Annotated in this window: 21 protein-coding genes and 1 pseudogene; 19 read left to right on the forward strand and 3 right to left on the reverse strand. The window is 30.7% G+C overall.

The features are described 5' to 3' along the window. The first annotated feature begins 438 nt into the window (after positions 1 to 438). Together KIK00_RS01075 and KIK00_RS01080 are read left to right on the forward strand one after the other, a co-directional pair. A complete protein-coding gene (locus KIK00_RS01075; RefSeq protein WP_255814729.1) occupies positions 439 to 837 on the forward strand; it encodes a hypothetical protein in 399 nt (132 codons plus the stop codon). 225 nt (positions 838 to 1,062) lie between these two features. Continuing rightward, positions 1,063 to 1,821, forward strand: coding sequence for a hypothetical protein (locus KIK00_RS01080; RefSeq protein ID WP_255814730.1), 759 nt, complete (start codon positions 1,063 to 1,065; stop codon positions 1,819 to 1,821). Between the two features lie 62 nt (positions 1,822 to 1,883). Here the strand turns inward: KIK00_RS01080 and KIK00_RS01085 are convergent, their stop codons facing one another. Then, entirely contained in the window at positions 1,884 to 2,150 is a 267-nt protein-coding gene (locus tag KIK00_RS01085) for a recombinase family protein (protein ID WP_255814731.1), read from the reverse strand. Between the two features lie 19 nt (positions 2,151 to 2,169). After that, positions 2,170 to 2,520: a recombinase family protein gene (locus KIK00_RS01090; protein WP_370647759.1), complete on the reverse strand. Its 351-nt coding sequence runs from the start codon at positions 2,518 to 2,520 to the stop codon at positions 2,170 to 2,172. Between the two features lie 84 nt (positions 2,521 to 2,604). On the opposite strand from KIK00_RS01090, the pseudogene KIK00_RS01095 reads away from it, so the two are divergent. The 12 genes and pseudogenes from KIK00_RS01095 to KIK00_RS01145 all read left to right on the forward strand — a co-directional run bounded on the left by KIK00_RS01095 (position 2,605) and on the right by KIK00_RS01145 (position 14,974). Further along, positions 2,605 to 5,570: pseudogene (locus KIK00_RS01095) on the forward strand (Tn3 family transposase). 208 nt (positions 5,571 to 5,778) lie between these two features. Next, positions 5,779 to 5,967, forward strand: coding sequence for a T9SS type A sorting domain-containing protein (locus KIK00_RS22870; RefSeq protein WP_370647729.1), 189 nt, complete (start codon positions 5,779 to 5,781; stop codon positions 5,965 to 5,967). A 455-nt stretch (positions 5,968 to 6,422) separates the two neighbouring features. Continuing rightward, the gene (locus KIK00_RS01100; RefSeq protein ID WP_255814732.1) at positions 6,423 to 6,857 is read left to right on the forward strand and encodes a transposase; all 435 of its coding nucleotides are present in this window, start codon (positions 6,423 to 6,425) and stop codon (positions 6,855 to 6,857) included. Further along, entirely contained in the window at positions 6,827 to 7,174 is a 348-nt protein-coding gene (locus KIK00_RS01105) for a helix-turn-helix domain-containing protein (RefSeq protein ID WP_255814733.1), read from the forward strand. Before KIK00_RS01100 ends, KIK00_RS01105 begins: the two co-directional genes overlap by 31 nt. Before the next feature lie 536 nt (positions 7,175 to 7,710). Further along, the gene (locus tag KIK00_RS01110; protein WP_255814734.1) at positions 7,711 to 8,421 is read left to right on the forward strand and encodes a hypothetical protein; all 711 of its coding nucleotides are present in this window, start codon (positions 7,711 to 7,713) and stop codon (positions 8,419 to 8,421) included. Positions 8,422 to 8,592: 171 nt separating this feature from the next. Beyond that, positions 8,593 to 9,303 (forward strand): hypothetical protein, encoded by a 711-nt coding sequence (locus tag KIK00_RS01115; protein ID WP_255814734.1) that lies wholly within the window; start codon positions 8,593 to 8,595, stop codon positions 9,301 to 9,303. 172 nt (positions 9,304 to 9,475) lie between these two features. After that, positions 9,476 to 10,183, forward strand: a complete 708-nt coding sequence (locus KIK00_RS01120) for a hypothetical protein (protein ID WP_255814735.1) — start codon at positions 9,476 to 9,478, stop codon at positions 10,181 to 10,183. A 401-nt stretch (positions 10,184 to 10,584) separates the two neighbouring features. After that, on the forward strand, positions 10,585 to 10,896 hold the full coding sequence (locus KIK00_RS01125; RefSeq protein ID WP_255814736.1) for a choice-of-anchor J domain-containing protein: 312 nt from the start codon (positions 10,585 to 10,587) through the stop codon (positions 10,894 to 10,896). A 345-nt stretch (positions 10,897 to 11,241) separates the two neighbouring features. After that, positions 11,242 to 11,607: a transposase gene (locus KIK00_RS01130; protein ID WP_255814737.1), complete on the forward strand. Its 366-nt coding sequence runs from the start codon at positions 11,242 to 11,244 to the stop codon at positions 11,605 to 11,607. Next, complete coding sequence (locus KIK00_RS01135; protein WP_255814733.1) at positions 11,577 to 11,924, forward strand: helix-turn-helix domain-containing protein; 348 nt, start codon at positions 11,577 to 11,579, stop codon at positions 11,922 to 11,924. The genes KIK00_RS01130 and KIK00_RS01135 overlap by 31 nt, the downstream gene beginning before the upstream one ends. Positions 11,925 to 12,460: 536 nt before the next feature. Further along, a complete protein-coding gene (locus tag KIK00_RS01140; RefSeq protein WP_255814738.1) occupies positions 12,461 to 13,285 on the forward strand; it encodes a hypothetical protein in 825 nt (274 codons plus the stop codon). A gap of 918 nt (positions 13,286 to 14,203) precedes the next feature. After that, positions 14,204 to 14,974 carry a TlpA disulfide reductase family protein gene (locus KIK00_RS01145; protein ID WP_255814739.1) on the forward strand — a complete coding sequence of 257 codons (771 nt, stop codon included), beginning with the start codon at positions 14,204 to 14,206 and terminating at the stop codon, positions 14,972 to 14,974. 75 nt (positions 14,975 to 15,049) lie between these two features. Here the strand turns inward: KIK00_RS01145 and KIK00_RS01150 are convergent, their stop codons facing one another. Beyond that, positions 15,050 to 16,261: a hypothetical protein gene (locus KIK00_RS01150; RefSeq protein WP_255814740.1), complete on the reverse strand. Its 1,212-nt coding sequence runs from the start codon at positions 16,259 to 16,261 to the stop codon at positions 15,050 to 15,052. Positions 16,262 to 17,154: 893 nt separating this feature from the next. Here KIK00_RS01150 and KIK00_RS01155 point away from each other — a divergent pair. From KIK00_RS01155 to KIK00_RS01175, 5 genes are all read left to right on the forward strand, one after another. Then, positions 17,155 to 17,436: a hypothetical protein gene (locus KIK00_RS01155; RefSeq protein WP_255814741.1), complete on the forward strand. Its 282-nt coding sequence runs from the start codon at positions 17,155 to 17,157 to the stop codon at positions 17,434 to 17,436. Between the two features lie 155 nt (positions 17,437 to 17,591). Further along, positions 17,592 to 17,969 carry a hypothetical protein gene (locus tag KIK00_RS01160; protein ID WP_255814742.1) on the forward strand — a complete coding sequence of 126 codons (378 nt, stop codon included), beginning with the start codon at positions 17,592 to 17,594 and terminating at the stop codon, positions 17,967 to 17,969. Between the two features lie 402 nt (positions 17,970 to 18,371). Continuing rightward, a complete protein-coding gene (locus KIK00_RS01165) occupies positions 18,372 to 19,271 on the forward strand; it encodes an alkyl hydroperoxide reductase (RefSeq protein ID WP_255814743.1) in 900 nt (299 codons plus the stop codon). A gap of 59 nt (positions 19,272 to 19,330) precedes the next feature. Then, positions 19,331 to 19,549 (forward strand): hypothetical protein, encoded by a 219-nt coding sequence (locus tag KIK00_RS01170; RefSeq protein ID WP_255814744.1) that lies wholly within the window; start codon positions 19,331 to 19,333, stop codon positions 19,547 to 19,549. A 389-nt stretch (positions 19,550 to 19,938) separates the two neighbouring features. Further along, complete coding sequence (locus tag KIK00_RS01175) at positions 19,939 to 20,370, forward strand: transposase (protein WP_255814745.1); 432 nt, start codon at positions 19,939 to 19,941, stop codon at positions 20,368 to 20,370. Positions 20,371 to 20,573: the final 203 nt, after the last annotated feature.

Here is a 20,573-nt window from a genome sequence, read left to right on the forward strand (position 1 = left end):
AAAAAAAATAGTTTGTATGAAAGCTGTTATTACAAATTAATATCAAGTATAAGATTTGATAGTTTAATCTATTAATTGAACATCAATAAATAACATCCTTAGTGTTTGTGTTTTTGACATGCAGGGACATTCCCATTTATTAGTCCCTGCTGTTTTTTTATAGATTTTAGTAAAATACCGAAAAAGTAAACAGCTAATCCTATTGAACTTGGTATAGTATTTATTTTTCTCTTTCTCTTTCTCTTTCTATATGTGTTAATACACGATACAGGCTAAAAAAAATGGAATTTGTAATCACTTTAATATTTTTAATAGAAAGAATTATATTTATTAATTATTTGTTAATTTTATTTATTTATTGGTGTAATTAATTGATTTTTTTATTAATTTTATAGAATATTAACATACAGATGAAACAACCGAAAACAATTTATTACCATGAAACATTTACTTTTATCAACAGTTTTAGGGCTGACTGCCCTTACAGTAACAGCATGTAAGCAGCCTGGAAAAGGGAAAGCCTTTACAGCTAAAAACCAAACTACCAGTACTGATAATATTGTTAAAAATGTTTATACTGACGACGAATTTGGAGAAGACGATATGGAAGTTGTGATTAATCATACTAAAAATACAGCAACCATACATCTGGAAGGACAAACATATCAGCTTAAAAAAAATAATGATATGCCCAATTATACTGCAGAAGATGCCGAATATCGTTACTTGGATATCCAAGGTGAAATAACTTTTTTGAGAAAAGATTTTGATATGGTTGTTTTTCACCATGAACCTGAGCCAAAAAATCAAAAATCTACCAAAATGGCTTCATATTAAATTGGATTTCCCTCCCTTACCAATAAGAAGCTTATCTTATTATTTGTTAAATGCTATAACTGCTTGTTTTTTAAACTTCTATGATTGAGTAGTATAATTGCAGTAGTGCCTTTTAATTAAGAAGTATTTAATTTTGCCGACGTAAACTTTTATATCGTTTTTTAAGCGTCAAAATTTACGATTCTAAATACAAAAAAGAATTTTAACTAACAAAAATTACTTAAAATGAAAAAAACATTTATTATTCTATTAACACTAATTTTTTCAAATTTAGTTTATTCTCAAGTCGGAATAAATACAACAACGCCTGCCCCATCTGCTGTCTTGGATATTACAAGTCAAAATAAAGGGGTCCTTTTTCCGAGAGTGTCTTTGCAATCCATAACTGATATCACCACGATACTAAATCCAGCAGAAGGGTTATTTGTGTGGAATACAAATGCAAACCTTGTTCAAGGAAAAGGTCTTTACTATTTTTTAGATGGAACCTGGATAAAGATTCCTAAGCAATTCAACCTGACAGGAAAGGTTTATGACTTTGTAGAATTTAAACAAACCAGTTCCAATTTAGTGATGACAAGTACGCTGCAAGAAATTACACAACTTAGTACTACTTATACAGCACCTTCTGATGGAAATATATTTTTAAATTATATTGTTTATTCCATAATGGGCAATAATGCTAATCCAAAGGTTTCCAATACATATTGTGAAATTCAGGTGACAGATACGACAACCTCAATTGTGCAAAAAGGAACTATATTAATTTCACCAGTCTTGGTTGTTGCTAATCAGGGGCTCAATGCAGCAGCAAGTCCGAGTTTAATCCCAATCGATATTGTTAAAGGACACACTTATACCATTAAATTATTTGCAAAAGAGGCCTATCTTGATAGTAGTTACGTAGTACGGGTAGGAACTGTAACTTATTCTGGAAATTCGGCAAATTCCTCTCTGATTATAAACTCTCTATTGAATCTATAATAATTTTCTTCTACAAAAAAACACTAAACACTCCAAGAGAGTTTAGTGTTTTTTTTGTAGGATTAGTATTTAATACATTGATTCTTCTGTATCCAGTTATGAAGATTCGCAGGAGTAGAATTATAACGATCTGCAATAAACATTTTAGTAGAACCATTTTTGAGCAGAGCTTCTATTTCTAACCTGTATACATCGAGTTTACTTTTTCCTGGTCCTTTTGGTCTATCTAATTTAACTCCGTTTGCTTTTTTTGTCTGCAGCGCTTCTTTTGTTCTTTTGGAAATCAAGTCTCGTTCAATTTCTGAAACCATTGAGAATACCATTGCCATAACTTTGCTTTGAATGGTATTATCCAAGTTGCCAGTTGCCTTTGACAGTGTAAATATTAATGCCTTTATCTGTAGCGATAGAAATTATTTCCATACATTCAAGCATACTACGCCCCAATCTGGAAAATTCGTTTAAAAGGATAGTATCTCCTTTTTGCAGATGCTCTATTATCTCACCTATTTTACGTTTTCTCCAATGGATCTTTCCAGAGATCTTTTCTTCTACAAAATCTACTTTCCCCAAAGATTTATCATTTGCTAAAAATAAAATTTCCGCTTTGTTTTTTTCAAGATCCTGGTCTGCTGTTGATACTCTTAGATAAACTATATTTTTTGAAATAAAAGCTATTTTAAAAGTAAAGTTATAAATACTTTGTTATTCTATATAAAAATGTATAATAAAAATATCTATTTTTATTTAATTATAATTTCATCAAAAACGGTCATTTTTTTTATGGCTCTAAGAAAATTACTATCAGAGAAAGAAAAGGAATCTCTATATGCACTACCTGAAACCGAAGAAGAATTGATAAGGACTTATTCTCTTACTGAAGATGATATCTTATTTATAAAAACGTCCTTTAGAGGAAAGATGTACCATCTCAGGGTGGCGGTATTATTAAGCTATATCAGATTTCCAGGTTTAATTCTTCCTGCCGATACTATTCCTGATGACAGAATCATGGAAATTATCAGTGGCCAATTAAAAATAAATAAAAGAGACTGGAAAAATTATTCCGTACAAAGTGAAACCAGGCAGGATCATATTCAGTTTCTTAGAAAGAGATATGGATATCAAAATTTCTCCTCCCATTGGTTTGATAATAGTTTACAGCACCTTAAAGAATTTACATTACAGACCGATAAGGGGATACATCTTGCATTAGAGCTAATAAAATTTTTAAGAATAAATAAGATTATATTTCCCAAAGTTTCAGTTATAGAAAAAATATGTTCCGAAGCATCATCCTATGCAGAAAAAGAAATTTATGATAAATTGTCTTCTTCTTTATCCCAGGATCAGAAACGTTCTCTTGATTTTCTTTTGACCATAAAAGATAAAACAAGCATCAGCTATCTCAGCTGGCTTAAACAATCTCCTTCTGCTTTTAATTCAAAGTATCTTCTGAACACATTCAGAGGCACAGGATAATTAAATCGCTTCATTTTCCTGAAAATTTAGGGAAAGAAATTCACCAGAACCGCCTTTTAAAAATAGCCAGAGAAGGAAGGCAAATGACTCAGCAACACCTTAAGGATTTTGAAGCTTCCCGGAGGTATGCTACAATGGCAGCCATACTTATTGAAATCAAAGCTACAATTATTGATGAAATCATAGAAATGAATGATAAAATCATAGGTTCAATTTTCCGCTATGCCAAGAATACTCAGAATCATATATTTCAATCCACAGGAAAGTCTATAGGAGAACAGCTCAGCTTCTACCTTAAAATTGGAAATGCACTTCTTGAAGCCCGGGAAACAGGAGAGGATGCCTTTGATGTTGTTGAATCAGTGATCTCCTGGGAGAACTTTATAAAAGTATAATGGAAACAAAACAGCTAGCTACAAAAGAAAAGTTTGATTATCTGTATTTGACCGCTGATAAATATTCCAGTATAAAGAGGTACGCCGGAGAATTCCTGCAAGAGCTTGACGTCCGGTCAGCGCCAATAGCAACCGATATACTAAAAGCAGTAGATATCCTCCGGCAGCTATTATAGGAGAAATAAAAAAACTCCCGGAAAAGCTTCCCGGAAGCTTTATAAGAAAAAGATGGGAAGAACTGGTATTTACAGAAAATGGAACAGATAGAAAGTTTTATTAACTCTGTGTATTCTCTGAACTGAAGAACCATCTGCGTTCCGGAGATATATGGGTACAGGGATCACGCCAGTATAAAGATTTTGAGGACTATCTTATACCCGAGGACTTATTTTCAGCAATAAAGGATGAGAACAAATTTCCATTGGATATATCTTTGGATGCAACTCAATATTTAAATGAAAAAATTAAACAGCTGGAAGATCAGATGGAAATTGCATGTAGGCTGGCTCAGGAAAATGCTCTTCAGGAAGCTTCTCTAAGTAATGACAGAATAAAAATTAAACCATTGGACAATGCTGTCTCCCTTGAAGCAGAAGCCTTGCCTGCAAAAGTATATAGACTATTACCTTATATGAAAATTACGGACCTTCTTCAGGAAGTCGATGGGTGGACTCATTTCTCAGATCACTTTACCCATTTAAAATCGGGAGATAAAGCTGAAGATAAAAATTTAATGCTTACTGTTATTTTATCTGATGCTATTAATTTGGGATTAAGGAAAATGGCAGAAGCTTCTCCCGGAATATCCTACTCTAAACTTTCCTTGCTTCAAGCCTGGCATATCCGGGATGAAACATATTCTTCAGCTCTAGTAGAAGTTATAAATTATCAGTACAGACATCCTTTTTCTGTATATTGGGGTGAGGGTAAAACTTCTTCTTCAGACGGCCAGCGTTTTGCTGTAGGAAGCCATGCCCAGAAAAGAGGAAATATTAATCCCAAATATGGAAGCAGCCTGGGTGTTCAGTTTTACACCCATATCTCAGATCAATATGCTCCTTATCATACAAAAGTCATTACTGTAGGTACAAGAGATGCTCCCTATACTCTGGACGGACTTCTTTATCATGAATCAGATCTACAGATTGAAGAGCATTATACAGACACTGCAGGGTTCACGGATCATATATTTGCCTTAATGCATCTATTAGGATTCAAATTTGCTCCTAGGATAAGAGATCTGAATGAGAAAAAATTATATATACCTCCAGGAAACCATGATTATTCAGTCTTGGCAGAACATATCGGAGGAACTGTTAACACTAAAATAATTACTCAAAACTGGAATGAAATTCTGCGACTGGCCACCTCTATAAAAAATGAAACAGTGACCGCTTCTCTTATTATCCGGAAAATTGGAAGTTACCCAGGGTAGAATGGACTTGCAACAGCTTTAAGAGAACTTGGCAAAATAGAAAGAACGTTGTTCATGCTTGAATGGTATATGGACCCAACTCTGCGAAGAAGGGTTACTATAGGGCTCAATAAAGGAGAAGCCAGGAATGCCTTGGCAAGAGCAGTATATTTTAATCGTCTCGGAGAGGTAGAAACAGAAGTTTTGAAAGTCAGCGGTACAGAGCCGGAGGGCTTAACCTAGCGACAGCTGCCATTATTTTATGGAATACAGTATACATTGAAAAAGTAGTGGAAAATCTGAAAGAGCAGGGCGAAGAAATTAATCCGGAACTACTCCAGTATCTTTCACCTTTAGGCTGGGAACACATCCATCTAACAGGTGATTATGTCTGGAATAATAAAATAACTTTAAAACCGGGAGAGTTAAGACCATTGAGAACAAATAACAATTCATAATAACTATTAAAATTAGCATTCTCAATAGATTTTATCCTTAACCTGTTTTTTTTTACTTTTCGTGAGCTGACCCCTACATGCTACGGATACAGATCAATGGGAACTTTATGCAGATACTTTTGTTATAGATTCTAATAGTACTTTAGCGACTTCTGAAATTTCAGGTGATAAAAAAGAGATTAAGGTATATCCGAACCCATTTGTAGAAATGGTAAATATTTCAGATATAACTAATGTAAAATCTATTTCTGTATCGGATATTTCAGGGAAATTGGTGAAAACGATTGATAGTCCCGTTTCATCACTCTTGCTAGAAGAGTTAAAATCAGGGTTATATTTGATGACATTGAAGATGAAAGATGGTTCTAAGCAAACAACCAAAATAATTAAAAAGTAGATGTGATTTTAATTCAAATAAAAACGAGATGGCTTTTTAAGTTGTCTCATTTTTGTATATCCCCTCCATTCAAAAACAAAATATTGATAGCCTTGCCGTGTTTTATCCCATGATATATTTTCTAAAATGCATAATGGGGTGTACAATATTTTATAATGCTAAAAGTATAATTTATTAAAATCGAAAATAGATTTCTCTTTTAAGGTATTTAGCAGATAAATATACATTACTAATGCTTTGTAATTTATGTGTATTGATTTTCAGTGCTTTATTTGAATTAATTAATGTTTTTTGTGACAATTTTTATATGTTATTAATAATAATTAATGTTTATAAATTTAAATTTGATGTAAAAAAATGATATTTTTAGGATGAGTTAAGAAAAATAATCATAATTACATTATAATGCTTAAATTTAAGTATTGTATTTAATTTTTTATTAAAAAATAAATAATATGCTCGATTTTAAAAATATTCATATAGGGGAGTTAATAGAAGCTAAATGGAATGAAGGCGACATTACAATGGAGAGAGCATGCAAGTTCTTTAGCTCTACGGAAAGTGAAATTCAAATGATGTTGAGGGAAAAAACACTTGATTCGGATAGGATTCTTAAATGGTGTAAATTATTAGAGTATGATTTCTTTAGAATTTACTCACAACATCTTATTTTATACTCTCCTCCATCTTCAAATGGATATATCGAAAAGGCAAAGGAAGATACTAATCTTCCACTATTTAAAAAAAACCTTTATACTCGAGAAATTATTGAGTTTTTAATAGAGTTAGTAAATACCGGTGAAAAAACCAAGCTAGAAATTATTAAAGAATATAAAATTCCAAAAACTACTTTATATAAATGGATAGACAAATACAGCAACAAAGTATAAACAGTCCTGATTATAAAAAAATCTACGAAGATATGCTTTCTAAAAAATTTCCTGAGAAGATTCTTATTTGCTCAGGTATTTTGAATAAGAAAGTGCTATCTGTTTTAGATATTATTAAAATCAACCAGCTCATATGCGGGGCACCTGATAAAGATATTGAAGTATTTAATCAAAAGCATAGGTTTTATGACCAGCAAGCGATTTTAGAAATACTTGAATATCAAAAGAAAAATGAATTAAATAATTCTCAAGTATCCAGACATTTTAAAATAAGTAGAAATTCTGTGGCAAAATGGAAAAAAATGTTTAATATCTAATTGAGTTTTATAATATTTGGATGAGTAATACTTTTTAATAAAAGATAAATCTTAGTCCGAATTGGGAAGAATACAGGTTAGAAATGCTGTTATTACGGATTATCCTCAAATGATGAGGATGCAAAATTTGTGTGAGTCGAGTAATATAGCTTTTGTTGAAAGAAAAAGCGAAAAATTGTTTTCTGATTTTGATACATTCGAAAATGGAGTTGCTAACTTTTTTGAGAAAAGATTTTGATATTGTTGTTTTTCATCATGAAAATGAGCCCAAAAATCAAAAATCTACCAAAATGGCTTCGTATTAAATTAAATTGAATTTCCCTCCCTTACAAATAAGAAGCTTATCTTATTATTTGTTAAATACTATAACTGATTTTTTTTTAAAACCTCTATGATTGAGTAGTATAATTGCAGTAGTGCCTTTTAATTAAGTAGTATTTAACTTTATCGGCCTAAACTTTTATATCGTTTTTTAAGCGTCAAAATTTACGATTCTAAAAACACACAAAAAAAATCAACAAAAATTTTAAGAAACAATGAAAAAAACATTTATTATTCTATTAACACTAATTTTTTCAAATTTAGTTTATTCTCAGGTAGGAATCAATACGACAACTCCTACAGCAAGTCTAGATATAGTTTCAAAAAATCCAACAGGGACTGCAACTAATATAGATGGAATACTAATCCCCAGAGTAGATAGAGAAAGAGCTCAAAATATGGCTGCTGTTCCTAATTCGACTTTAATTTATATTAATGATATTTCTACAGGTTCTCAGACAGGTGCCGCTATTAATATTGATAATGTAGGGTTTTATTATTTTGACACTGTTTGGACAAAATTAGGACAGAGCAATAGCATTCCTATACAAAATATTTTTTTGGCAGATGGTACGAGTTCATCAGTTGTTCCAAGTAATTTTGTGGCTGGTTCGATTGGTGTAGGCTATCATCAGTTTCAAATTACCCTTCCCACCACTGGCCGGTGTAAATTTGATATCTATCCTTCTGCATATTCACCAAACATAAATGGAATAGGGACTCGATTTTATATTGATAACGTTTTATTGTCAACCGTGCAAACTGCTATTACCTCACCGAGTTCGACACATATTATTGTGCCTTATAGTTATGTGACTCCTTCTAAATTAACCCAGGGTTTGCATACAATAAGAATACAAGCATCAACCAACTCCATAATAGATCAAAATGATCGCTTAACATATTCGTACATGTGTTGGAACTAATATTTATCTAAGATTTAAAAATTTTAAGCAAATATCGAGTTTATCACACTAAGTGAGTTTTAATTAAGCAGTATTTAATTTTATCGGCCTAAACTTTTATATCGTTTTTTAAGCGTCAAAATTTACGATTCTAAAAACACACAAAAAAAATCAACAAAATTTTAAGAAACAATGAAAAAAACATTTATTATTCTATTAACACTAATTTTTTCAAATTTAGTTTATTCTCAGGTAGGAATCAATACGACAACTCCTACAGCAAGTCTAGATATAGTTTCAAAAAATCCAACAGGGACTGCAACTAATATAGATGGAATACTAATCCCCAGAGTAGATAGAGAAAGAGCTCAAAATATGGCTGCTGTTCCTAATTCGACTTTAATTTATATTAATGATATTTCTACAGGTTCTCAGACAGGTGCCGCTATTAATATTGATAATGTAGGGTTTTATTATTTTGACACTGTTTGGACAAAATTAGGACAGAGCAATAGCATTCCTATACAAAATATTTTTTTGGCAGATGGTACGAGTTCATCAGTTGTTCCAAGTAATTTTGTGGCTGGTTCGATTGGTGTAGGCTATCATCAGTTTCAAATTACCCTTCCCACCACTGGCCGGTGTAAATTTGATATCTATCCTTCTGCATATTCACCAAACATAAATGGAATAGGGACTCGATTTTATATTGATAACGTTTTATTGTCAACCGTGCAAACTGCTATTACCTCACCGAGTTCGACACATATTATTGTGCCTTATAGTTATGTGACTCCTTCTAAATTAACCCAGGGTTTGCATACAATAAGAATACAAGCATCAACCAACTCCATAATAGATCAAAATGATCGCTTAACATATTCGTACATGTGTTGGAACTAATATTTATCTAAGATTTAAAAATTTTAAGCAAATATCGAGTTTATCACACTAAGTGAGTTTTAATTAAGCAGTATTTAATTTTATCGGCCTAAACTTTTATATCGTTTTTTAAGCGTCAAAATTTACGATTCTAAAAACACACAAAAAAAATCAACAAAAATTTTAAGAAACAATGAAAAAAACATTTATTATTCTATTAACACTAATTTTTTCAAATTTAGTTTATTCTCAGGTAGGAATCAATACGACAACTCCTACAGCAAGTCTAGATATAGTTTCAAAAAATCCAACAGGGACTGCAACTAATATAGATGGAATACTAATCCCCAGAGTAGATAGAGAAAGAGCTCAAAATATGGCTGCTGTTCCTAATTCGACTTTAATTTATATTAATGATATTTCTACAGGTTCTCAGACAGGTGCCGCTATTAATATTGATAATGTAGGGTTTTATTATTTTGACACTGTTTGGACAAAATTAGGACAGAGCAATAGCATTCCTATACAAAATATTTTTTTGGCAGATGGTACGAGTTCATCAGTTGCTCCAAGTAATTCAACAGGTAATAATGGTACAGGTTATCATCAGTTTCAACTTACACTTCCTGCGTCTGGAAAATGTAAGTTTGATATTTACCCTTCAATATTTTCTTCAAACATTAATGGTATAGGAACTCGATTTTATATTGATAATGTTTTACAGTCAACCGTACAGACTGCTATAACCTCGCCTAGTAATTTACATATTGTTGTTCCTTATAGCTATTTAACCCCTTCTAAATTAACCCAGGGTTTGCATACAATAAGAATACAAGCATCAACCAACTCCATAATGGATTCAAATGATCGCTTAACATATTCGTACATGTGTTGGAACTAATATTTATCTAAGATTTAAAAATTTTAAGCAAATATCGAGTTTATCACACTAAGTGAGTTTTAATTAAGCAGTATTTAATTTTATCGGCCTAAACTTTTATATCGTTTTTTAAGCTTGCCCATTGCAAGCTTTGGGCAATGGACAGAAAATTCTATTACAGGAACTACCTTGCCTGCTGGATGGGCTGTCATTAATAATGATGGTGGTGAAGAGTGGTTTTTTGATGTGTAAAGTTCCGGGACAGCTCAATCTGGTGCAAATGTAGCTTCTATCCTATTTGATGCCAATGCACATGATGATTATTTAATTACAAAAACAATTAATGTACAAGCAGGAATGAGTGACAGAATTTCTTTTTATGTCAGACCAAGAAGTTTTGCTTACTTAGAAAATTATGAATTTTGCTTTCTACTACCAATCAAACAATTGGAGCGTTTACAACAGTTCTTCAGGCAAAAGAAAAAGCACCGGACACCTGGATACAAAAAACATTCAATTTGTCGGCTTACATTGGTCAAACTGTATATATTGCTATACATACTACGGATACAGATCAATGGGAACTTTATGCAGATACTTTTGTTGTAGATTCTAATAGTACTTTAGCGACTTCTGAAATTCCAGGTGGTAAAAAAGATTTATCCCATGATATTTTTTCTAAATGCATAATGGGGTGTACAATATTTTATAATGCTAAAAGTATAATTTATTAAAATCGAAAATAGATTTCTCTTTTAAGGTATTTAGCAGATAAATATACATTACTAATGCTTTGTAATTTATGTGTATTGATTTTCAGTGCTTTATTTGAATTAATTAATGTTTTTTGTGACAATTTTTATATGTTATTAATAATAATTAATGTTTATAAATTTAAATTTGATGTAAAAAAATGATATTTTTAGGATGAGTTAAGAAAAATAATCATAATTACATTATAATGCTTAAATTTAAGTATTGTATTTAATTTTTTATTAAAAAAATAATAATATGCTCGATTTTAAAAATATTCATTAGGGGAGTTAATAGAAGCTAAATGGAATGAAGGCGACATTACAATGGAGAGAGCATGCAAGTTCTTTAGCTCTACGGAAAGTGAAATTCAAATGATGTTGAGGGAAAAAACACTTGATTCGGATAGGATTCTTAAATGGTGTAAATTATTAGAGTATGATTTCTTTAGAATTTACTCACAACATCTTATTTTATACTCTCCTCCATCTTCAAATGGATATATCGAAAAGGCAAAGGAAGATACTAATCTTCCACTATTTAAAAAAAACCTTTATACTCGAGAAATTATTGAGTTTTTAATAGAGTTAGTAAATACCGGTGAAAAAACCAAGCTAGAAATTATTAAAGAATATAAAATTCCAAAAACTACTTTATATAAATGGATAGACAAATACAGCAACAAAGTATAAACAGTCCTGATTATAAAAAAATCTACGAAGATATGCTTTCTAAAAAATTTCCTGAGAAGATTCTTATTTGCTCAGGTATTTTGAATAAGAAAGTGCTATCTGTTTTAGATATTATTAAAATCAACCAGCTCATATGTGGGGCACCTGATAAAGATATTGAAGTATTTAATCAAAAGCATAGGTTTTATGACCAGCAAGCGATTTTAGAAATACTTGAATATCAAAAGAAAAATGAATTAAATAATTCTCAAGTATCCAGACATTTTAAAATAAGTAGAAATTCTGTGGCAAAATGGAAAAAAATGTTTAATATCTAATTGAGTTTTATAATATTTGGATGAGTAATACTTTTTAATAAAAGATAAATCTTAGTCCGAATTGGGAAGAATACAGGTTAGAAATGCTGTTATTACGGATTATCCTCAAATGATGAGGATGCAAAATTTGTGTGAGTCGAGTAATATAGCTTTTGTTGAAAGAAAAAGTGAAAAATTGTTTTCTGATTTTGATACATTTGAAAATGGAGTTGCTAACTTTTTTGAGAAAAGATTTTGATATTGTTGTTTTTCATCATGAAAATGAGCCCAAAAATCAAAAATCTACCAAAATGGCTTCGTATTAAATTAAATTGAATTTCCCTCCCTTACAAATAAGAAGCTTATCTTATTATTTGTTAAATACTATAACTGATTTTTTTTTAAAACCTCTATGATTGAGTAGTATAATTGCAGTAGTGCCTTTTAATTAAGTAGTATTTAACTTTATCGGCCTAAACTTTTATATCGTTTTTTAAGCGTCAAAATTTACAATTCTAAAAACACACAAAAAAAACACACAAAAAATTTAAAAAACAATGAAAAACAAAGTTACTTTATTATTGGCATTAGCAACAGCAGGTCTGTTCAGTGCGCAAATTGGGGTTAATACGTCTACTCCGCAGGCTACTCTGGATGTTGTAGGGAAACCGCTATTGCCTTCAAGCTTAGACGGTATTATTGCCCCGCGGCTTACCGGCGATCAACTAAGAGCAAAAACATATACTACTGACCAAACAGGAGCATTAGTATATGTAACCGCTGCAGATACAGCTCCTGCAGGGCAAACTGTAAATGTGACAAGTCCCGGCAATTATTCTTTTGACGGAACAATTTGGCAAGCCGTGACTACACCATCTTTAAACCTTCCCAATGGCACCGGAACCCTGATTGTAATAAACGGGCAGCAACAGATTGCCCAAGAAATATCTGCTAGGATGTCTGCCGACTGGCCTATGGTAAATGCTACAGCTGTTAGTATAGGAAATATAACTACAGAAATTATAGATAATTATAACTCATTTACAGGAACATCAACAACTAACTCTTTTCAGGTAGCCAATTCTGGAACTTATCTGGTAACTATGAATTTTTCTATACAGCCTCAGGGAAGCATAAGTGGGAATTGTTATTATGGGATACGTAGTGTAACAGATAATTCATGGCTTTCTCGAAATCTGGAAACAGTTAATTTACCAGCTGGAAGTGTGAAAAATTTAGGTTTTAATGTAGCTATGGAATTAGAATCAGGAAAAACGTATACATTTGCAATAGATCAAACAGGAATAAGTGGTGGGGCTCTTGTGAGAGGGCAATTAAGTGGCTTTCCATCAACTTATTTTGGTGTAAAACGTCTAAAGTGATAAGTCTTAAAATAGGGATGAGGAAAATCTAGATTATACTAAATATATTTGGATTTTTATGAATAATTACTGATTATCCTCAATTTATGAGGATGCAAAATCTGTGTGAGTCGGGTAATGTTGAAAGAAAAAGTGAAAAATTGTTTTCTGATTTCGATACATTTGAAAATGGAGTTGCTGACTTTTTTGAGAAAAGATTTTGATATGGTTGTTTTTCACCATGAACCTGAGTCAAAAAGTCAAAAATCTACCAAAATGGCTTCGTATTAAATTAGATTTCCCTCCCTTACAAATAAGAAACTTGTCTTATTATTTATTTTTTTTATTGTACACTTGAGATAGAATTTTTTTTTCATCATTTGTGTTTTAGTCTTCCTTAGGGGAGACTTTTTTGTATTAACAATATTCAAAGAATACATTCTATTTAATAACATTACATATTTAAAGACGGTTTTAAACAGAAATGTTTAAAACTATTAAGTAATAATTTGAATTGATAGTATATTTTAAAGATGACTAACTTGGCTGTCTTTTTTTGTAGAAAAAAAATATTTAAATTTTATATAAGATTGGTTTTATTGAGAGTTTTTAAATAATTATATAAATTTTAACAAATGATTGAATTTTAATTAAATAAACAGACAGTTATTTTGATGTTTGTATATATTGAAGGGCAATATTTGTTCATTTATTTTTTGAAAAGAGTTGAGGTCTTTCTATCAGGGCCAATGTAATTTTAATTTAATTTCAAACATGAAAAAACTTTTATTTCTTTTTTAAGCTTGCCGAATTAGAAAGAGACTTTGCAGATAAATATTCTGTTGGCGGGACAGAAAACCAATATGAAAAGCAAAAAAACTTGCTGGAAAGTGTTTTACCTCTGTTCCTTAGAAAAATAAAAGTTTAAACAGGTTTATAATGAAAAAAAAATGCTTAATATTATCAGCGATTGTACTATCCTGTATGTATTCTGCTCAGGTAAATGCAAATACATCAAATGGTCCAAAAGATAACTCTTCTATACATAAACTTAGTGCAGCCAAAAAATCTAATGAAGTGGCAATAGGGCTTAAGAAAGTTGACGAAATGAAAGGTCCTGTCTATTTTGATGAAATTATATCTTTTTCACCTGAAGGAGAAGAACTTTCTATAGAAGAGTTACTTAGTTTGCTTGATAGCAATGAATATGCATCTACTTTTTATCAAAATGAAAAAGGGGAAATAAAAGTGAATGTATTAAGAAAGCTTTCTCAGGATGAGAAACCACAGGTCTCTGATAATTCAAAAGATAATTTTCTTAAAAAATTAGAAGGGCCAAAAAAGCTTGCAAAACCATTTAAAGCGGTAGACTTAGCCAATACTACCTATACTTTAGAAAATCTTAAAGGGAAAGTAATTGTGATTAATTTCTGGTTTATAGGATGCCAGCCGTGTGAAAAGGAAATGCCCGAACTTAATCATCTGGTAGATAAATACTCAGGAAAGGATGTCGTTTTTTTAGGGCTAACTTTTAGTGATAAGGCTGCCTTGACAAAATTTTTATCAAAAAAAGAGTTTAAATATAACATTGTGCCTCAAGCAAACAATATAATCAATCAATACAATGTATTTGCATATCAACTCAACTTATTATTGATAAAAAATCGAAAATTGCATTGTTTGCTGCTATTCAAAAGGCAGATATTTTAGATGCGGTTATTGATAAATTATTAAATGAATAATAGTGGGTATATTATTATTGTATAGGGAATGCTGCATTTAGGTTTATAAATCTAATATCCATTTATTGAGATCGGTTTCCTGAGACAGTTCTAATTTCTTTTTAAGCCTGTATTTTCTGGTTTCAGTCGTTCTTAGGCTGATATTATCATACTTGGCGATTTCTTTAGTAGTAAGACTCATCCTTATATAGGCACAAAGCTTTAAATCGTAGTCTGTAAGATCAGAATTATATAATAGTAAGCTTTCATAAAATTCAGGATAAATTTCCTTAAAACGCATGAGAAAAAAAGGACTCCCGGATGCTGCTAACTCAGTAAGCTGATCAAAAGACTTACTGACCTGTACTTCTAATTTTTTAGATTGTTTCTCAATCAACTGATCTTTTTTCTTTTGATTGGAGATATAAGCCTTACGAATAAAATATAGTAAGATCAGGGAACTAATGGTAATAATAGAAATGAGCAAGTAGAGTTTGTTTTTTTCCTGGTCTTTTTCTTTTTTTTCTTCCAGAAGAAGTCTGTCTAGAACTATAGCTACAGCTTCTTTTTCCTGTTTATTAAGGCTGTCATTTAAAGCTGTATATTTTCTTAAATATTCATTTGATTTTTCGATGTTATTAAGAGCTTTATAGGCGCCAAAAATTGAGTCGTAGGTTATCTTTATTGCATTTGCGGTTTTTGTTTTTTTAAAAATTTCGAGTGAACTAAAATAATATTCTAACGCTTTTTCATGTTCTTTTTTTACCGTATACAGATCTCCATAACTGAACAATGTGATAGCTTTATCATAAATAAAAGTTTTATCTGGTGATGAAAGAGCTTTATTCAAATAATATTCTGCAGAATCTAAATGCATTTTATGAGCAATAAAGTAATCTGCCCTTCTTGTATATGCAATAACACCAGATTTGAGATTTAAGTATTTCTGTTCTATATTTCGTAAAGAATCTATTTGATGCAGTTCTAGAAAATTACTCCGCTTCCACGAATAGTTACTTGCTAGATAAAATATCTTTTGTTTTTCATTGGCAATCTTTTTTATATTTTGTACCGCTTTATCAAACGCTGCATTAGATTGTTTGAACAACCCTAGCTTGGTGTAATTTTTCCCATACTCATTGTATAGTCTTGCATTTAACAAAGGGTTTTTATTTTTTCCTATTTTGTCCTTGGCTTTATCCAGATAATGAAGACTCTCTTTATATTTACCGAACATCAAAAGTATATTCCCTACATTGGTATAAATCATTGCCATACCCTCTGTGTCATTGTTCTCTTCATAGCTCTTTAAAGCATTCAGATTAAATTCTAATGCCCCATGATAATCACCCTTATTTAGGTATTCTGCATTAATTTTTATGGGTCCGGGTAAAAAAGAAATATCCTGTGAATGATATTGTGTAACGAATAGTAAGAATAATAGGGAAAAAAACTTTATAATATAATTGGGGAACATTATCTATTTTTTGCGTAAAACAAATGTAATAATTTAAAATTATTAATAAAAGTTTATAGATATAAAAAATTATTAACTGTTTATAAGATATACTATATTTCTACTTACTGTGAGTTGTAAATCATTGATAATTGGTAAGATAATACGATGCGTAGTATTGTAGTATTACTTATTACCTAGATTTACGCTAAGTTTAAAAAGTATTAATAAAAGCTAATTGAGTTTATATAATATCTTGTTGATTGGTTGTAAAAAAATAATTGGAAAATATACTAACAATTTTTTTTCACTTGTTTATATTTTGAAGCTGGTAATAATTTTATTACCAGCTTCTTTTTACTTATAATCTGGAAATATACATATCTCTTTTATTTTAGTTGATAAAAAAACAAATAGTGATTTAAATTAGTAATCATTAGATCTGAAAAACCAATATTTTGGTCATTATTTTATTATCATCTCTTTTTTGTTCTACTTAATTTCTACTACATATATGGATGTAAATACCTTTAAATCAATGTGTAATGAATTTGTGTAGAGTTGTAGTACCATTTTTTTGTCAGTGAGGGTATAAATTTGCAACTGTAATCACGAAACAATGATGAAAATTTTTTAACCGGTCATTTTCTGAGATTGATTTACGATTCTAAACACACAAGGATAAAAAATTTAATGTTAAACAAATTAAGGAAATGAAAAAAAATACAATTACTTTATTGGCATTGATTTTTTCAAGTGTTGCTTTTTCTCAGGTTGGAATCAACACCGCGGAGCCTAAAGCAACATTTGATATTAATGCTAAAAACAGTACAGGAACTTCTTCAATAGCAGAGGGGCTTCTGATCCCACGGGTAGACAGACAGAGAGCTCAGTCGATGACAAGTGTAGTTCCCTCTACACTAGTTTACGTAAATAGTATTGTATGCAATATTGGAATGGTGTTGTCTGGAAGGATAATTGTACTAGAGCTATAACTACATAAATTGTGCAAATGCAGTTAATAATAGTACTTTAACTGGAGGTACTGCAGCTTCAGGGGTTAATTCAGTAATCTTATACAGGTGGGAACGGCGGCTTACATAATGGACAAACCGTAACATCTACAGGAGTAACAGGTTTAACAGCCACTTTGGCTGCAGGGAGTTTTGCTAATGGTAGTGGAAATCTTACACTTACTATTACCGGAACACCTTCAATATCAGCCGGAAATAATGTAACAGCCAGTTTCGCGATAAATATTGGAGGAAGATTATGTACGTTTACAGTAGAGGTAGCACCAACAACCGTTTCATGTTCAAGATATATTGGTAGTACATCAGGTTCAGCATGTTATCTTTTTGGGCCTGCTGGAAAGAATAATTATTATGAATGTTTCCGATATAGTAATAACACATTAGTCCTTCTCAATTATACATGCTCTGCAGGAAGCCTTTGGAATGGAGGGGGTTATGGATTCGGATCAGTTCCAATAGGAACTTCTACAACAGGTAAATGTGTTATTCAATAATATTAAGCTTATGCAACAAAACTTTCGAAGTGTTCAATAATAACAAAAATCATCGCAACCTAAAAAAGAAGTTTTAAAATCATTGTTTTTTTATTTTGATTGATTTGATTGACAGGTACATTTTAACCATGTATCTGTTTTTATTAAAAGAGAAAGGTCCGGGAAAAGTATTATGCGGATTGGATTGCTTCGTAATATTTACGTACAATGTAGTAGGGGGACTTCTAAATAAATATTTTCATTTACATCCGCCTCAATGAATTATTAATTAAAGCTATTTTATTGATATTTAGCACGGTAGGTCGTTGGCGTAAATTTGAAGTAATTAATTTATACAGTAACAGCAATACATTTGAAACAGGTAGTAAAAAATACTAATACACATGATGAGGAGCTTAAATAATGGATATCACTAATATCATTATTCTAAATATTTTTAATGACATAAATATGAACAACTCAAAAACTGAAAGTATAAAAATGTATTTCTCAGGACTTTCAGGAAAGACTTATTATTTTGTAATTTATCAAGGCGAAAATTGTATAACAATAAGCCAGGGTATCATTCCTGAAAATGAAAGGATTATAATAAATATCTCTAAGAAATTTAATAACTACAAGGGAATGGGACGTTTGCTTATTTATGATCATGCCTGTGAAGTTGCTGGTTTAGATATATATATATCCGGAGAAAATTGTTCTATACATTGTAAATCTATACAATGGCCCAAAGAAAACATTATATACAGAAATACTAAAGAAAACGAAAAGCTAAATGAATTATCACAAATGCACAACAGGATTGTAGACCGATACCTTTCAATGCAAATGGCTGTTTTTGCATTTTCAAAAGAGGATGAAAACTATAGTATATTCAATACAGAACGCATAAAGCAAAAAAAGCTATACGAATCTTTTCAAATTCAATTAGGAAAAAATAATGATTACGTTAGTAAGTTTCTACAAATTGAAAATGTTTCAAGAGGGCAGGGTACTCAATTACTTGAATGTGAAAATGAAAAAGCGCGTAATAATGCCGATTGGATTACAAATGATCTGGATTGGAATGTATTGTATACTTCCGGTCGTTGGATGGCAGTCATTGATTTATGGATCAGACTTCATACAACTGTACTGAAAGATGAAAAGCGTTTTGACAATGATTACAAAATGATAAGCTTAAAATTAGAATCGAAGTTGTATCATAGTTTTAGAAACAGAACTCTTTATAATTTGAAAAATTATCAGCTGGGAGAAGAAAAATGGTACAAAATACTTTCTAAGTATAAGTTTGATAAATAATGAAAGGAATACAAATGAATAGCTTTCTGCTTACCCTTTCGGGTGCTGATGAAAAAATTATGAAAAAAGATTTTGACAAACTTTCCGGTAAAACAAAAAAGGAAATTTTGGAAACTATAAAAGATGATCAATTCAATGATCCACATTCTGATGAATGGATCTTTTATTTAGAGAAGGATCATTTCTGGAGAAAAAAATACCTGTGTATTTTTTTTGAAGAGGGTATAGTAATGTTGTCTAGTATCATTGTTAAAAATTTTTGGGAAAAAAGGTACTAAAGAATGATAGATTGACAAGGTATAAGCAGTCTTGCCGAAATAAAATAGTTGGGTTTGACATTATTGTTTATCATACATAAAATCTCATTATATAAATATAAAGCGTCTACTTATAGCCAATGTCTGTACAATGTAAAATTCCGACAGAGTAAGGAGGAAAAAGTTACAATTGGGTATTATATGCTTCCAAATTGATGAAACTGTGTTAGTATAATATTTTCAACCTTGTTTTTTTATGGGGTATTATAAAAGTACCTTACTTTTTGATACCCCTTGTTTTTTCAAGAAACTTTAATATTTCTTAATCTGAAAATCCATGATCAGATTAAGAAATGTTCATGGATTAAAAACTCTAAATGGCAAATTGAAAAATTTTTAAAAATAAAATAATGAATATAAAGAGCATACATATTGGAGAAGTGATTGAGACCAGATGGAAAGATATGAATATTCCTATGGAGAGAACGTGCAATTTTTTCGGAAAGGACAGGATAATAATTAAGGAAATGTTTACTCAGAAAAGTATAGATTCTGAAATGCTTTTAAAATGGAGCAAATTGTTACAATATGATTTTTTCAGATTATATAGTCAGCATCTTATCCTTTATTCACCACCAAGCTCTATGAGTGATAAGGAGTATTCTGAGGTGGAGGGTTCCTTACCTAAGTTCCGGAAGAATCTTTATAACAAACAGATCATAGATTTTGTTTTAGAATTAATATTTACCGGGAGTAAAACCAAATCTCAGGTGATTGAAGAATATAGAATTCCAAAGAGCACGCTTTATAAATGGATAAGTAAATATGGTCAAAAATTATAATCAATAAGAATTAGCAAACCTTTTACTAAAATTAAATACTGCTCTGTTAAGCGTTATAGTTGGCTGTTGTTATTGTTTCCTATAATAAATGTGGTTTTAATTATTGAAGCTGTTTTTATTGGTTTATTCTATCATTTTAGTGATTGATTAATCATGTTAAGGTACATCGGTTTTGCTCAATAGAATATTTTATTCCACTTCAA

The sequence above is a fragment of the Chryseobacterium sp. MA9 genome, assembly GCF_024399315.1.
GTDB lineage: Bacteria > Bacteroidota > Bacteroidia > Flavobacteriales > Weeksellaceae > Chryseobacterium.